Below are 13769 nucleotides of genomic sequence, written 5' to 3' on the forward strand. Positions count from 1 at the left end.
CATTGAATAGTCACGCTGTGTGCGCTTAATACACTTGATACCTGATGTCGCCATAAAGAAGTCCTCTTTATGTCAACGTATTTTAGGATGGGACATAATAAGCAAAAAAGCCCAGATTTTGATCTGGGCTTTTTTATTTAAGTTAGCTTTCTTTTTTTTCAATCCAGTAATAGTAAATATCACCCTCTTGCGTTTGTTTCATAAGCTTGTGGCCAAGAAATTGGCAAAATTTAGGGATGTCCCTTGTTGTTGATGGGTCTGTTGCAATAACCTTGAGTACATTTTTTGCAGTGAGTTTTCGCATCTCAACATGCAGCATCATAACGGGTTCTGGGCAAAGTAAATCAGTTGCATCAAGCAGTGCTTGGTGTTCCATAATGTTTTCCCTTTGATTAGGTATTAAGTTCGAGCCATTTTTTTGTGTGTGCTGCTAATTCTAGAATGGTATCGTCTATGCTTTTGTTGAGCTTTTTAAGGGTTTTGAAGTCGTGATCAGCACCTTCAATCCATAGAACTTCGACATTATCAGGCAATGACTGTCGACTCACCCAATCTAGAGAACCAAGCTGATCTCTTGTTCCTTGAATAATAAGGCATGGTTGTTTTAACCCTTCAAGAAACGACAACCTATTTTTTTCAGGCTTGCCAGCTGGGTAAAATGGGAAGCCAAAACAAATAACCGCTTTGACACAAGGCAGATGACTCAATTGAGTGGCTACACGCCCTCCCATCGATTTGCCAGCAACCACACATGCGTCTTCATTTTCGATAAGTTGTTCAAACTCTGGGATAAGAGACTTGAAGTTCGGTGGTGGCCTTTTATTACCTGTACGCTCCTGTTCTGCCATATATGAGAAAGTAACAGGATGTACGACTTGTTTGGTTTGCTCTTTAAGGGCGTTGCAAAGGCGTACTAAAAAGTCGTTTTTATGACCTGCTCCAGCCCCATGAGCAAAGTATATAGGGAGTGTTTTCATACTTTCATGCTTAAAAGCCACTATTAAATCAGATTCATCTTAGCGTTAGAACTAAATTCAATTTTTTATAGAAATTGAAGTCGGTTTTTCAACACTCAGGAAGATAACTATTGATCTGTGTCAGAATAAGCTCTTGCTTGAAAGAGTAGAATTCCTATTAGAAATTTTAATAGGAACGAATAATGATCTGGGATTCCGCACTTATTAGTAAGTATGATTTATCTGGGCCTCGCTATACCTCTTATCCTACTGCTCCACAGTTTGACGCTTCAATCAGCAAAATAGCGCTGATTGACAAGATGTTAATGCCATCGGAAGCAGATCTTAGTTTGTATTTTCATGTTCCATTTTGCGCGCACCTTTGTTACTACTGCGCGTGTAACAAGATTGTCACTAAGCAATACGATAAAGGGATAGAGTATGTTGAGTTGTTAGGTGAAGAAATGAGGCTGCGTAGTCTTATGCTTGATGACTCAAGGAAGGTCACACAGCTCCATTTTGGTGGTGGCACCCCTACTTTCCTGACAGAAGATCTTATTAAAGTATTATTTGATAGCGTCAAACAATATTTCAATTTGGTTAATGATGGTTCACAGGATTACAGTATTGAGATCGATCCTAGAGAGATTAACTACTCAAAACTTGAGCTACTGACTGAAATGGGTATCAACCGAATTAGTGTTGGCGTCCAAGACTTTGATCATAAGGTTCAGAAAGCAATACATAGAGTACAGCCCTATAGTATGGTTGAAAGCCTTGTTGAAGACGCTAGGAAGTTAGGCATTAAATCGATTAATTTCGATCTAATCTATGGCTTGCCTTATCAATCTATTGAAGGCTTTAAAGAAACGCTTAAACAGGTTGTTTCATTATCACCAGAGCGGATTTCTTTGTTTAATTATGCACATTTACCTGATCGTTTTCGCGCTCAAAGACGCATAAGTGATGACTCTTTGCCTTTATCTAGTATGAAGCTTGATTTGCTTAAAATGAGCATAGAATACTTATTGGCCGCTGGTTACGAATACATTGGTATGGATCATTTTGCAAAACCGAATGATGAACTAGCCATAGCTCAAAAACAGGGAGAATTACAACGAAACTTTCAGGGCTACACTACACATGCGGGCACGGATTTAATTGCATTTGGTGTTTCTGCAATTAGTGAACTAAATGGCGTATATATTCAGAATTATACTGACTTACCTACTTATAGGAGTAGTATTGAAAAAGGTCAGTTAGCTATTGCTAAGGGATATATTAGTGACTGTGATGATAGAATACGCCATCATGTCATCATGACTCTAATATCACAGTTTCAGTTAAACATGACGTTAGTTGAGCAAAAATTTAGTATTGATTTTGATAAGTATTTCTCACAGGAAATAGATAGCTTAACTCCCATGCTTCAGGATGGAATGTTGGAGTTTGATCGAAGTGGAATGCAGACCACTATTAAGATCACAGGCCGTGGACGCTTGCTTATTCGCTGTATTTGTATGGTTTTCGATAAGCATTTAAATAGCACAGTAAAATTCTCAAAAGTTATTTGAATTAATATCAGGGAGATTGATATGTCACTGACACACACACACTCACGATTTAACAGTACGCTCACTTCACAGTGCCAAAACTGCAGTTTGAGCGCACTTTGCCTTCCAATCGCACTTGCAGATGAAGATATTAATCGATTAGACCAGATTATTGAGCGTAAAAAACCCCTTAAAAAGGGAGAGTTCTTGTTTCGCCAAGGTGAGGCCTTTGATTCTGTTTATGCTGTACGTTCAGGTACGTTAAAAACATTTAACATTACCTCCTTTGGAGAAGAGCAGATTACAGGCTTTTATTGTCCTAGCGAGCTGGTCGGTTTAAGTGGAATTGATTCAGGAGCCTACCCTGTGTCAGCAAAAGCACTTGAGACTACGACCGTATGTGAAATTCCGTTTAGTCATCTAGAAGAGCTTTCATCACAAATCCCCTCTTTAAAACATCAAATTTTTAAAGTTATGAGCCGTAAAATATCTGATGATCAACAGATGATGGTGCTTTTGGGTAAAAAGAACGCAGATGAAAAAGTGGCTTCTTTTCTACTGAACTTATCTAACCGTTTTAAAAAGCGTGGATACTCAGCCAGCTCTTTTCGTTTGTCTATGTCTCGTGGAGAGATTGGTAATTATCTAGGGCTTGCGGTAGAAACGGTTAGTCGTGTTATTACTCGTTTTCAAAAAAATGAGTTGATACATGTCGATGGTAAAGAAATTGAAATCGTTGATTTCCCAGAAATGCAAAAACTCGTTGGGGTTGCGAGTGATTGTGGTAAAATCAGTCAAATTTGATTGATATATTGAGGCAATACCATAATGCTCTACGATGATTTTTACGTTAAGTCACTAATACAAACAATAGAAGACTGGCCTAAGCAAGGCATCAGTTTTCGGGATATTACTCCCATTTTTAGTGACCCAAAAGGGATGAGAATGGTTGTGGATGCTTATGTGCATCGCTATATTTCTTCTGATATTACTCACATTGCCTGTATTGATGCTCGTGGCTTTCTTATTGCTGCTGTTCTTGCGTATGAATTACAAAAACCACTGATCTTGGTGCGTAAGAAAGGCAAGCTGCCAGGCAAGACTATTTCACAAAAGTATGCCTTAGAATACGGAGAGGCTGAGTTAGAAATACAAGAAGGTGCGGTTAAAGCAGGTGATGAAGTCTTATTGTTTGATGACTTAATAGCAACAGGTGGAACTCTTCTCGCCGCAATAGAATTACTGTCAGCACAAGGTGCGAATATTAAAGAGGTTGCAGCAATTATTGATTTGCCAGACCTTGGCGGCAGTCAAAAACTACGAGACACTAACATACCAGTGTTTAGCCTTTGTGCTTATGATGGTGATTGATATCGCTATTTGAGCATTTTAAGGATAGAAAAAAGGTGGCTTTAGCCACCTTTTTAGTTTGTGTTAGAGCCTTACAACTATTAGAAATCAACCATGGCACCGATTGCAAAGCCTTCATTCGCTTCAACACGGCTATTATTATCATAAACTGCAACTGTTTTTCCATAGCTGATGTATGCACGGGCATTACGCATTGTCATGTACTCAGCACGAAATTCATAGGTATACATATGGTCTAAGTTTGTGAAAGATAAAACTTCTGGGGCATAGTAAATAGATCCATAAATGCTGATTCGGTTTGCTTGAGGTAGTGTGTAGCGGTACCAACCACCTAAAGCAAGTGCCATAGATAAATCGCTATCATTTTCTACGTCCGCATCGATGCCATATACACGAGCACCAATCCCAACTTGTAATGGTCCACTTGTGTCTGCATCTTGTACGTTAACGCCAATGTGTGTCGCTGTGAAACTTTCATCTTTGTCATAAGCAACGCCAGCGTCTACGCCGAACGTACCCATGTCAAAATTAACATCACCTTTTACTGTTTCGTTAGTTAAACTTACGCCAGCAGTCGACGCTGCGTTTACGACTGATGCGCCTAAAATACCAGCGGTCAATAATAGTGTTTTACAAGTAATGTTCATTTTTAAAATCCTATAACGAAATAATGTTTAATCTGTTCAAAGCATCAGGGTTTTGCTTCAAGCCTTTGAAATCGAATAACTCTGTATCTGCTAAGTGTGAAGGGACAATGTTTTGCATTGCAGAAAACATAGTTTCTGTTCTACCTGGGAATTCAACTTCCCATTTTTGAAGCATGTCTTTTACAACTTGTCTTTGAAGGTTCTCTTGTGATCCACACAAATTACAGGGAATAATTGGATACTCTTTCATGACAGCAAAGGCTTCGATATCTTTTTCTTTGCAGTAAGCCAAAGGACGAATAACCACATGTTTGCCATCATCGCTTAATAGCTTAGGCGGCATAGATTTGAGCTTGCCACCAAAGAACATATTCAAAAACAAGGTTTCAAGAATGTCATCTCTATGATGACCAAGAGCTATTTTAGTAGCACCAATTTCTTCCGCAAAACCGTATAGCGAGCCACGACGTAATCTTGAACATAACCCACAAGTGGTTTTTCCTTCAGGTACAATCTCTTTTACTATACTGTAAGTGTCGCGCTCTAATATGTGGTAATCAACACCCAATTCTTCCAAGTAAGCAGGTAAAATATGCTCAGGAAAGCCAGGTTGTTTTTGGTCTAAATTGACAGCGACAATACTAAAGTCTATCGGCGCACTTGCTTGCAGATTGCGAAGAATCTCCAGCATTGTATAAGAATCTTTACCGCCTGATAAACATACCATTACCTTGTCACCATCTTCAATCATGTTGAAGTCAGCAATCGCTTGGCCTGTCAGTCTGCGCAGACGTTTCTGGAGCTTGTTAAGCTCTAACTTTTCTTTAGGTCGACTAGATAAATCCATCATAAACACGCTATAAATAAAACGATGCTATATTACTATAAGGATAACGCCATCGCATCAAAAATGAAGGTTTCAGGGCAAAAGTGCACGTTAAATCACTATTATAAGAGTTTTATTACGCCCTAGCTGTTTTCTCCTATAAATTGTAAGTTTGTTTTACACCCCTTACAAATGTACTCAACTCCCTTTTGTGCTCTATTGTGGCGCTGTTTACTGAACTGATGCTTTTGACATGAGCAGCGATAAGCATATGGCTGTTTTTGAGGTGGTGTTTCAAAAGTATGGGTCCTACTGGGGTTGATGCCGTACACTTTTCTCATTACAGCTTGCCATTCTTTCCCGTGAGGCCTCACTGAATTACCATAAATCTGGAAAACAATTAGATGAGATACTTCGTGTGGAACCACAGTGTTAATAAACTCAGTTGGGTTTTGCTGGTACATAAAAAGGTTAAATCGCAGCTCGTTTTTTTGTAAGTGCGCTGTGCCTGCAGCTCGACCTCGCTGTTTTAGATTACATGTTGAACGTTTAAATTTATTGCCAAAGAATTCATCTGCCTTATCAAAGCAGTCATTTGCTTTATCAATAATATGACTTAAGGCGTTTGCTTTGTGTTCTTGAGTGGTTAACTCTAATTGCTCCATCATTGAGGACTCACCTCCAAAGCATCCATTTCATGTACTATTTCTAGCAGTGTATCTGCAAAATCTATGACTCGGTCTTTTGATAAACCGGTTAGTCTACTTAGGGATGCGATAGATTTTGGTTTATGGCGACAGATTAATCTCAGTTGGCTGTCACTGAGAACATTTTTACCATAAGAGTATTTCCAGGCTATTACTTTATGCCAATTTACACTACCTATTTCAAGGTTGTCTTCATGTAGAGTTGGGTAGTACTGCTCATTGGGAATAATGATCTGAGTTTTACCTTTTAATACAGATCGTGACTTTTCATTTATGTGTACTGAAAAAGCAGAAATTGTGCCAAGTGTTATGTAATCGAATGCAATTAGGTGGCGAATGATGGCTTTCCACTGAACTTCATTAAGCTCTTTTCCTTTAGCAAATAATGGAGATTTTTCAGCATTAGCTGCCAGTACAGACTTGGTTTTTTTTCCCAGCAATATCTGAATTAGTAAAGAGAAAGGTTGAATGCCTCGTGTGTAATAAATTAATGAAAGCAGCTTTTGGCTTGCTATCGTCACATTTTGTTCAGATGTATTGGAAAGGCACCTATCGCAGTTATTGCATACGGGCAAGTCTTCATCAAAATGCGCCAATAAATTTTGTCTTCTACAGCCCCTACTTTCTAAAACTCGAAAAAATTTACCTACACTCGCCAATTCCTTGTTAGCAGAAAAAGGTTGCAATGAGGCTAATTGCTGAGCTTGAATCATATCTTGCAGGCCGTACAAAAGCAGTGCTCTAGCAGGCTTTCCATCTCGTCCCGCGCGGCCTACTTCTTGAAAATAAGATTCCGCATTACTGGGTAGGTCTATGTGAACAACAAATCGGACATGTGCAATATCAATCCCCATGCCATAGGCTGTTGTCGCTACCATTATGGTCCCTGGTTGTTGAGTAAAAGCATTGTGATTAGCTTGCTTATCTTCTTCGGTCATTGCAGCGTGATAGCATAAGCTTGGCAAACCTAGTTCACTAAGCCAATCTGCAAGCTCTTCAGTTTTCTTTCTTGATCTGCAATAAATAATGCCCGTTTCACCTGGTACTTCATGATGTAAAAAATACAACACTTGTTGCTTGGCTTTACGTTTTTGGGCGATTTGAATCTTTATATTTGATCGATCAAAACTGCTACGCAGAACCTGACAATTATTCAATCGTAGAGATGTTTGAATCGTGTTTATTGTCTCTTTATCGACAGTTCCGGTTAAAGCGATGATGGGGACGTTTGGAAAAGATTCTTTTAGTTGCCCCAACTGACTGTACTCAGGCCTAAAAAAACTCCCCCATTGAGAAATACAATGTGCTTCATCTATGGCAAATAAAGAAATATTAAAACTGTGTAAAAAGCCGATAACAGATGGTTGGACTAACTTTTCAGGCGATATGTAAAGCAAGTCGATATGTTCGTGTCTTAGAGCCCAGATTAAGTCATCTTGCTCACCAGGGTTTAGAGTGGAGTTTAGAAACTTAGCTCGAATCCCCTTTTTGCTTAACTCTTCTACTTGCTGAGACATTAAAGACAGTAATGGGCTAACAATGACTGCCACGCCATGCCTGATCAAACCTGCGGATTGGTAGACTAAGGATTTGCCCCCGCCCGTAGGCGCAGCAAGTAAAACATCCTGCCCTGCGCACAAAGCATCGATCGCCACTTCTTGTAATGGGCGATATTCTGAGTAACCTAAGCGGGAAAGTGTGAGTGTCTTTAAATTCATTTAGGAATTATCCCTTAACGCACTGCTTTCTGCATCGATTTTTCGCTCTCTTTTCGCTAGAATCATAAACTTAATTTGTATCGGGGAAACATATACATGGCACATCAACCTCTTGATGATCTTGAACTAGAGACGTTAGAAAATTTTTTGGAATCGGATCAAGTTCATGAGGAATGTCAGAACTTTGTGATGGCTCATGGCTTTTTGACAGCATTAGCTATTTGTCCTGCACCGACAGCGGACAATCAATGGTTACCCGTTATTTTCGAAGAGGCGCCACAGTTCGAAAATGAAAAGCAAGAAAAGCAAATCACCCAGTATTTATCCCGTCTTTTTGTTGATATTCAAAAAGAGCTAGAATCTGAAGATGGCTTTATGGTTCCTTGTGAGTTAGAAATGGGTCAATCTCCTGAAGAGTTAAGTGAGCTGCAAGAATGGGCCACAGGCTTTATGGAAGGCGTGTTTATGACTGAAAGCCAATGGTTTGAGTCTGAAAAGGAAGAAGTTGTAGCTGAGCTTTTATTGCCGATTATGGTTGCGTCTGATTTGTTTGACGATGAAGAAGTGGTACAAATTCGCCAAAGTGAAAAATTGACCAACTCTTGCATTGCACAAATACCAGAAGTGGTAACGGATTTATTCTTAGTGCTTCGTACTGAGCCAGAAAAGCGCCCTTTTCCTAAAGCACAGCCTAAGCAAGGCAATAATAAAAACAAAAAGAAAGGTGGTAAGCGATAATATTCGTAATGCCTGCTTGTAAATTATTGCAAGCAGGTACTTCTAAGTGCAAGTAATGTAATGTCGTCTAATTGAATCGACTCCCCCTGGTACTCCGCCAACTTTCTTTCTGCTATTTTTTGCGCCGTTATTAAGCTTTTTTCTGCATAAGACGCATTAATGATAACCTCTACTCTATCGCTCCCTAACATTTCTTCTGAGGTGTTTTTTAACTCTAATACACCATCAGACATAATTATCAGCGTATCACCTGTGTCTAGTTTGTCGTTTTGCAAGTCCGCTTCAAATTCTCTAACTGGCAAAATACCAAGAGGCATGTGATTGGATCTAAGGTAGTCGAGCTCACCAGTCGAGCGACGGATAAATGCATTAGGCATACCGCCGCCCCAGTACAAAATTTTCCCATTGGGATCTACTAACACTAAGTACCCAGCGCAAAACATATAATCGGGTAAAACACTGATTAAAATTCGGTTGATTCTTTCTGCTAATTTATTGATATCAACCAAATCATCTACTGCATCAAAAAAAGCCTGCATCACTGGTAAAGCCCCAATCGATGCGGGCAAACCATGCCCAGTGAAATCTCCAACAAAAGCTAAACGAGCACCATCAGACCGTGTTTTTACAAGCGCTAGGTCACCGTTAAAGCTCGCTGCTGATAATCGAGTTATAGCAACATATTCGGAATTTCGTTCACTACGCGTTTGGATATGGTCAAGAACATGGTGAGCCATTTCGTGCTCTCGTTCAATCATGGTTTGATAGTATGTGAGTGCTTTGTTTTTACGGTACATTTCTTTGATCAATTCGACATGACGCATATGTGTCTTGAGTCGAATATTGAACAAAATTTCACTGAATGGCTTAGGGATGAAATCGTCAGCGCCACATTGAAAGCAACTACCCATGACAGCGTCTGACGTCTGTGATGCCAAAAATATGATAGGAACGAAGCGATTGCCAGACATGGTTTTCATTTGTTTAACGAGGTCAATTCCGCTGCCACCTTTAATAATAACGTCCAAGATGACAATATCTGGTGCGAAGTCAGAAAAGGCACTTATTGCTTCATCAAAGCAATCAACACTCTTAACCTTTGCGCCGACGCTTTCTGCACATAAAGAAATAATTTCGCGGTAAACCGGCTCACTGTCTACGCATAATAATTTCATCTACTTAGCCTTACTGAATGTCAAAGCGTTTATCGAAGCGTGAAATCATTAGAATGTTTTTAATAAAGTCATTAGCTCCTTCTAGTCTAATAGTGCTGTCCAACTCGATTGCATTTCTCATGCTAAGGAGCATGCCAAGTGCAGCACTGTCTAAATACTCGACCATGCTCATATCGACAACATAGCTTTTATATGTACTCGTCAATGAGGAATAGGCTTCACGAAAATCATTAAATAATGAAAAATCGAAACTTCCAATTATATTAATGATTACTAGGTCTTTTTCTTCGTTTACAGTAACTGAAATACTCATATGCTAATCGAGCGGGATCAATTGATCTACTCGCCTCCGTGGCATTTTGGCGATGATGGGGCAAGCGCGTTACGCTCACGCCACTCTTTTGTAGAGTAAAGGTGCATAGCAAGGGCGTGAATCATCGACATTTCTTCTTTCAGTGTAGCGTAGACAAGTTGATGGCGCTGAACTAGCCTCTTCCCTTCAAAAGCATCACTAACTAAAACAAGTTTGAAATGAGATTCACTGCCTTCTGGTACATTATGCATATGGCTCTCGTTTTCGAGAGTCATATGCTGTACGTCTAAGTTTTCATTAATACGTGTGTTTATCTGATTTTGTACGATCATTGCGCTCTCTATTAAGCTGGAGTCGGTAGCGTTTCTACTTGGCCATTTAGCAAGGTTTGGCCTTTTTCTTTAGGGTAAGCAACATCAATTGAGACTGCGCCACCTTCTCGCCAAACACTAATAATAGTATCCATGTTCGCCGCCATAACCGCACGCTTATCATCTGGTGCTGCAGCGATAACCTGTAGACCAATGTCTTTCATAAAGCCCATACAAGTCGATGTTTTCACCATGTCAATTTTGTTGAAAGCTTCGTCAAACATCGCCAAAGAGAAGCCACCAACAATTTCCCCATCCATAGTTTCATGTAAACGATAAGTGGTCGACAAGGCCGCTGCAATAGCCAAGTAAAATGGAATTTGGTGTTCTCCACCAGAGCCAGTTTGAATTCGCTGGCTTAGCGTCGTCTTCTTGTTACCATCGGCATCTAATATATCGACTTCGAAATTATAAAATTTACGATAGTCAGCAAGATCTTGTTGTTTCTCATCATCTGAAATCAGCTCTTGAATAGATTCTATAGCGCGAGCATGATCTGGATCGTCGCTTAAATTTGGGTCAAATAGTCCACCTACATTCGCTTGGTCTTGAGCGCTAAAGCGTTCTACTAGATCCAAGATGTCTTTCATATCACCATTTGGGTAATAGCGGAATTGATAGATTTCTTGGTTAAATGGACGGCGTTTTAAACTGTGGTTTAGTTCGCGAATAATGTGTGCCACTTGGTCAAGAGAGTCTTTCAGTTTAGATACATAATCTGAACGGAAAGTTTCTTCGGCTTCTCGACGGGCCAACTCCGCACGTTTAGCGTATTTTGCCAATTCAGTTTCGCTAAGAATATCGATTTGGTAAGAAACATAATGTTCGAACTCTTCAAATTTCGATTCTAGATAATCCAATTGAACATCATTGTCGAGATTCGCATGATGGTATTTACCATAATGGTCTGCGACTTCTTTACGAACTTTTTGATCGAAACTACGGGCTTTTTCGTTGGCCTTTTCAGCACGGCTGATGGCTTCTTTATAAATGGCAGCGCCATTTACCATACTACCTTCCAATAACGCATAGCGTTCACTGGCGAATTCGGCATCGTATTTTGGATTTGATGTAAGTCTATTACGCTCTTCATCAAGGGCCGATAAAGCAGAGCTTAGTTGGCTTTTCTGTGTGTTTAGCGCACCAAATTGCTCAGCAATTTGCTGGCGTTCACGGTCGAGTTTTTTCTGATCTAGTTCAACATTAGCAATACGAGATTTTAGTTCTTCAATACGTTCTTGTAGCTCGGTATCATCATGTTTTTGTAATTGCATGATTTCAGCTTCAACGGACTCTAGTTCTTGAGTTAATCTAGTGACCGAATGGCTCGCATTACTTATTGTATCTGCATCAAACTGGTTGTTCGCCATGATACGACCAAGCAATGAATCTGCTTGTTCCAGACGTTGATCCGCTTTAAGGAAATTCATTAGCTCGCCACTTAAGCTGGCTAATTGTTTTTCACGAGATTCACGCATACCTTCTGTATTAATACCAACCATCATGTGAGGAACAAAACGAATCGTAGAAATAGTACCTGCAAGCTTTAACATGCCATCCGCGGTCATTGCACTGTCTTCACGTAGCAACTCACGCTCTGTATCGACAGGCTTAATTCCACCTAAACGACGATTCAAATAAGCTTGAGCGTGATCATTGTTGCAACGAATAAAGCGCAATGCTGAATTATTGTCACCACGATTCAACCAAAGTCGAGTTTGTGTGGTGTCGATAACTCGACAGCCCATTAACTGACGTCGATGAGCACGAAAAATACGAATCGCCTCTTCTGCGTCTTCAGGCTCTACAATCAAAGCTTCACGTTGTGCGCCAAGGTACCCTTCAATAGCGTCTTGCCATTTTCGGTCTGTTACTTCAGACAAATGACTCAATGGTGTGGCAGTGATATTGGCATCTCTTAATAGCGCGATGAGACGTTTTGTGTTTTGAGAAAGCGGGCTGACACCGCCTTTTAAAGAGGAAACATCAGACTCAAGTTGCTTGCACTCATCCTTCAAATTCAAAATTGTTCGGTTAAGCTCAGAGCGCTGACCAAATACTTGAGATTTTTCTTTGTCTAGCGATTCATTAAGCGCGACTAATTTTTGAGTCAAAGGTTTTAGATTACCTTCGACACGGCCGTCTTCTGAAATCAAACCAGTAAATGATGAAAGCTCACCCACCAAAGCAATTGTTTCTTTTGAAAGTATATCTTCAAATGAATTAAGCGCCGATAGCAATACAGTGAGCTGTCGTACTTGTAAGATCGCTTTTTGATCTTGTTGACCTTGTAGCGTTAATAGCTTCTTATTTTGTTCTAGTTGCTGCAGCTTTAGACCAACGTCAGAGTGTTCATATTGTTGTTCAAAACGCAGTAATTGCCCCTGCAGTTGTTTTAATAAGCTACCTTGAGTGGTGAGTTCTTCTTCTATCTCTTCTTCACGTTCTTTTTGAAGTTCATACTGATCTTGGATGTCGTCTTGCTTACTACCTAGCTCATCAAAACGCGCTTCTGTCGCAATCCATTGATAGTTAATCGCACTTTGTTCTTGCTGATGTTTTTTCTCACAATCTTGTTGGATGAGTTTTAAATCATCAATACGTTTAGAAACTTCTAGTGTTTTCGCTTCTAGTTGGCGGTATTCATTTAGAGATTTTTGGTAAGCACCTACTTGCAACGGTGCTTCTGCCAAAACGAAGTCCTGTACAAAGCGTGTAGGTGAAGCAATAGGTACAAACTTAAGGGCATTTTTGAAGTTTTTAAGAAAGCTATCAAGCGTAATTAAATGATCAGAACTTGGGCTAAGTTCTTCCAAGTAGCGGTTGATATATTGAGTAGCAGAGGCGCTACCGGACTTGATGTATGGGTCAAGGCAGACTTTTTTCAGATTTTCACGCACCTCAATCCAAGGCTTGGCTTTGTAACTTTTGCCTTCCATCGCATCAATAAAATCAGATTTGCGAGCTCCAAAATTAGAAAGTACAAAGCGACCAAGTACATCTTCTTCGGGCGACGCTAAGGAAGCACTCAATGTAATACCAACGGTGGATTCTTTTCCTGTGATGCTATCTTCAAAAACCAATGCAAGATAACTGGTTGCATCTTGTCTTGGCTGGGTACCGAAAGCTTTGGCATTAGCTTGGCCTGAGTCTATCATCCCTAAAATGTAGGAACGAATGCTTCGGCCACTTGCTTTACCATCATTGGCACTGGCATTGTAATTTAGGTGTCGTTTGCTGGCACCGGTCAATACGGTTTGTATGGCATCAAGTAAAGAGGATTTACCAGAGCCTGTTGGCCCGATTATGGCTGTATTGCCACGAATACTTATCTCTTCTGCACCCAACAGGTACCAATTTACTAATACGATGCGATTTAACTTTTTCATATCTT

14 protein-coding genes are annotated in these 13769 nt (G+C 40.0%); 4 read left to right on the plus strand and 10 right to left on the minus strand.

Annotated features, from left to right (window positions below; genetic code table 11):
* Positions 1-142 precede the first annotated feature (142 nt).
* Both tusA and DFP77_RS17830 read right to left on the minus strand, forming a co-directional pair.
* Positions 143-376, minus strand: a complete 234-nt coding sequence (gene tusA / locus DFP77_RS17825; protein WP_114413561.1) for a sulfurtransferase TusA — start codon at positions 374-376, stop codon at positions 143-145.
* A gap of 16 nt (positions 377-392) precedes the next feature.
* On the minus strand, positions 393-977 hold the full coding sequence (locus DFP77_RS17830; protein WP_114413562.1) for an alpha/beta family hydrolase: 585 nt from the start codon (positions 975-977) through the stop codon (positions 393-395).
* Positions 978-1159: 182 nt separating this feature from the next.
* Between DFP77_RS17830 and hemN the strand changes: the two genes are divergently transcribed.
* From hemN to DFP77_RS17845, 3 genes are read left to right on the plus strand one after another with little or no spacing between them, the layout of a single operon-like run.
* Positions 1160-2530: an oxygen-independent coproporphyrinogen III oxidase gene (gene hemN, locus DFP77_RS17835; protein WP_114413563.1), complete on the plus strand. Its 1371-nt coding sequence runs from the start codon at positions 1160-1162 to the stop codon at positions 2528-2530.
* A 21-nt stretch (positions 2531-2551) separates the two neighbouring features.
* The gene (gene fnr, locus DFP77_RS17840; RefSeq protein WP_114413564.1) at positions 2552-3313 is read left to right on the plus strand and encodes a fumarate/nitrate reduction transcriptional regulator Fnr; all 762 of its coding nucleotides are present in this window, start codon (positions 2552-2554) and stop codon (positions 3311-3313) included.
* A 24-nt stretch (positions 3314-3337) separates the two neighbouring features.
* Positions 3338-3880 carry an adenine phosphoribosyltransferase gene (locus tag DFP77_RS17845; RefSeq protein WP_114413565.1) on the plus strand — a complete coding sequence of 181 codons (543 nt, stop codon included), beginning with the start codon at positions 3338-3340 and terminating at the stop codon, positions 3878-3880.
* Between the two features lie 80 nt (positions 3881-3960).
* On the opposite strand, the gene DFP77_RS17850 is transcribed toward DFP77_RS17845, so the two are convergent.
* From DFP77_RS17850 to DFP77_RS17865, 4 genes are all read right to left on the minus strand, one after another.
* The gene (locus tag DFP77_RS17850) at positions 3961-4527 is read right to left on the minus strand and encodes a YfaZ family outer membrane protein (protein ID WP_114413566.1); all 567 of its coding nucleotides are present in this window, start codon (positions 4525-4527) and stop codon (positions 3961-3963) included.
* A gap of 10 nt (positions 4528-4537) precedes the next feature.
* Complete coding sequence (ttcA, locus tag DFP77_RS17855) at positions 4538-5377, minus strand: tRNA 2-thiocytidine(32) synthetase TtcA (protein ID WP_114413567.1); 840 nt, start codon at positions 5375-5377, stop codon at positions 4538-4540.
* Between the two features lie 119 nt (positions 5378-5496).
* The gene (locus DFP77_RS17860; RefSeq protein ID WP_114413568.1) at positions 5497-6021 is read right to left on the minus strand and encodes a SprT family zinc-dependent metalloprotease; all 525 of its coding nucleotides are present in this window, start codon (positions 6019-6021) and stop codon (positions 5497-5499) included.
* The gene (locus DFP77_RS17865) at positions 6018-7778 is read right to left on the minus strand and encodes a RecQ family ATP-dependent DNA helicase (RefSeq protein WP_114413569.1); all 1761 of its coding nucleotides are present in this window, start codon (positions 7776-7778) and stop codon (positions 6018-6020) included. Before DFP77_RS17865 ends, DFP77_RS17860 begins: the two co-directional genes overlap by 4 nt.
* A gap of 96 nt (positions 7779-7874) precedes the next feature.
* Between DFP77_RS17865 and DFP77_RS17870 the strand changes: the two genes are divergently transcribed.
* On the plus strand, positions 7875-8516 hold the full coding sequence (locus tag DFP77_RS17870; RefSeq protein WP_114413570.1) for a UPF0149 family protein: 642 nt from the start codon (positions 7875-7877) through the stop codon (positions 8514-8516).
* Between the two features lie 23 nt (positions 8517-8539).
* Here DFP77_RS17870 and DFP77_RS17875 read toward each other — a convergent pair whose 3' ends face one another.
* The 4 genes from DFP77_RS17875 to DFP77_RS17890 are packed head-to-tail and all read right to left on the minus strand — an operon-like array spanning position 8540 to position 13764.
* Positions 8540-9691: a fused response regulator/phosphatase gene (locus tag DFP77_RS17875; protein WP_114413571.1), complete on the minus strand. Its 1152-nt coding sequence runs from the start codon at positions 9689-9691 to the stop codon at positions 8540-8542.
* Positions 9692-9701: 10 nt separating this feature from the next.
* A complete protein-coding gene (locus tag DFP77_RS17880; RefSeq protein ID WP_114413572.1) occupies positions 9702-10004 on the minus strand; it encodes an STAS domain-containing protein in 303 nt (100 codons plus the stop codon).
* 26 nt (positions 10005-10030) lie between these two features.
* On the minus strand, positions 10031-10336 hold the full coding sequence (locus DFP77_RS17885) for a BolA family protein (RefSeq protein ID WP_114413573.1): 306 nt from the start codon (positions 10334-10336) through the stop codon (positions 10031-10033).
* Positions 10337-10347: 11 nt separating this feature from the next.
* Positions 10348-13764 (minus strand): SbcC/MukB-like Walker B domain-containing protein, encoded by a 3417-nt coding sequence (locus tag DFP77_RS17890; protein WP_114413574.1) that lies wholly within the window; start codon positions 13762-13764, stop codon positions 10348-10350.
* Positions 13765-13769: the final 5 nt, after the last annotated feature.

This window comes from Marinomonas foliarum, from assembly GCF_003337275.1.
Lineage (GTDB): Bacteria > Pseudomonadota > Gammaproteobacteria > Pseudomonadales > Marinomonadaceae > Marinomonas > Marinomonas foliarum.

What these genes read in the sequence shown, in the direction of transcription:
- tusA (WP_114413561.1), bottom strand. Translation starts at nt 376, where the DNA reads ATGGAACACCAAGCACTGCTTGATGCAACTGATTTACTTTGCCCAGAA.
- DFP77_RS17830 (WP_114413562.1), bottom strand. Translation starts at nt 977, where the DNA reads ATGAAAACACTCCCTATATACTTTGCTCATGGGGCTGGAGCAGGTCAT.
- hemN (WP_114413563.1), top strand. Translation starts at nt 1,160, where the DNA reads ATGATCTGGGATTCCGCACTTATTAGTAAGTATGATTTATCTGGGCCT.
- fnr (WP_114413564.1), top strand. Translation starts at nt 2,552, where the DNA reads ATGTCACTGACACACACACACTCACGATTTAACAGTACGCTCACTTCA.
- DFP77_RS17845 (WP_114413565.1), top strand. Translation starts at nt 3,338, where the DNA reads ATGCTCTACGATGATTTTTACGTTAAGTCACTAATACAAACAATAGAA.
- DFP77_RS17850 (WP_114413566.1), bottom strand. Translation starts at nt 4,527, where the DNA reads ATGAACATTACTTGTAAAACACTATTATTGACCGCTGGTATTTTAGGC.
- ttcA (WP_114413567.1), bottom strand. Translation starts at nt 5,377, where the DNA reads ATGATGGATTTATCTAGTCGACCTAAAGAAAAGTTAGAGCTTAACAAG.
- DFP77_RS17860 (WP_114413568.1), bottom strand. Translation starts at nt 6,021, where the DNA reads ATGATGGAGCAATTAGAGTTAACCACTCAAGAACACAAAGCAAACGCC.
- DFP77_RS17865 (WP_114413569.1), bottom strand. Translation starts at nt 7,778, where the DNA reads ATGAATTTAAAGACACTCACACTTTCCCGCTTAGGTTACTCAGAATAT.
- DFP77_RS17870 (WP_114413570.1), top strand. Translation starts at nt 7,875, where the DNA reads ATGGCACATCAACCTCTTGATGATCTTGAACTAGAGACGTTAGAAAAT.
- DFP77_RS17875 (WP_114413571.1), bottom strand. Translation starts at nt 9,691, where the DNA reads ATGAAATTATTATGCGTAGACAGTGAGCCGGTTTACCGCGAAATTATT.
- DFP77_RS17880 (WP_114413572.1), bottom strand. Translation starts at nt 10,004, where the DNA reads ATGAGTATTTCAGTTACTGTAAACGAAGAAAAAGACCTAGTAATCATT.
- DFP77_RS17885 (WP_114413573.1), bottom strand. Translation starts at nt 10,336, where the DNA reads ATGATCGTACAAAATCAGATAAACACACGTATTAATGAAAACTTAGAC.
- DFP77_RS17890 (WP_114413574.1), bottom strand. Translation starts at nt 13,764, where the DNA reads ATGAAAAAGTTAAATCGCATCGTATTAGTAAATTGGTACCTGTTGGGT.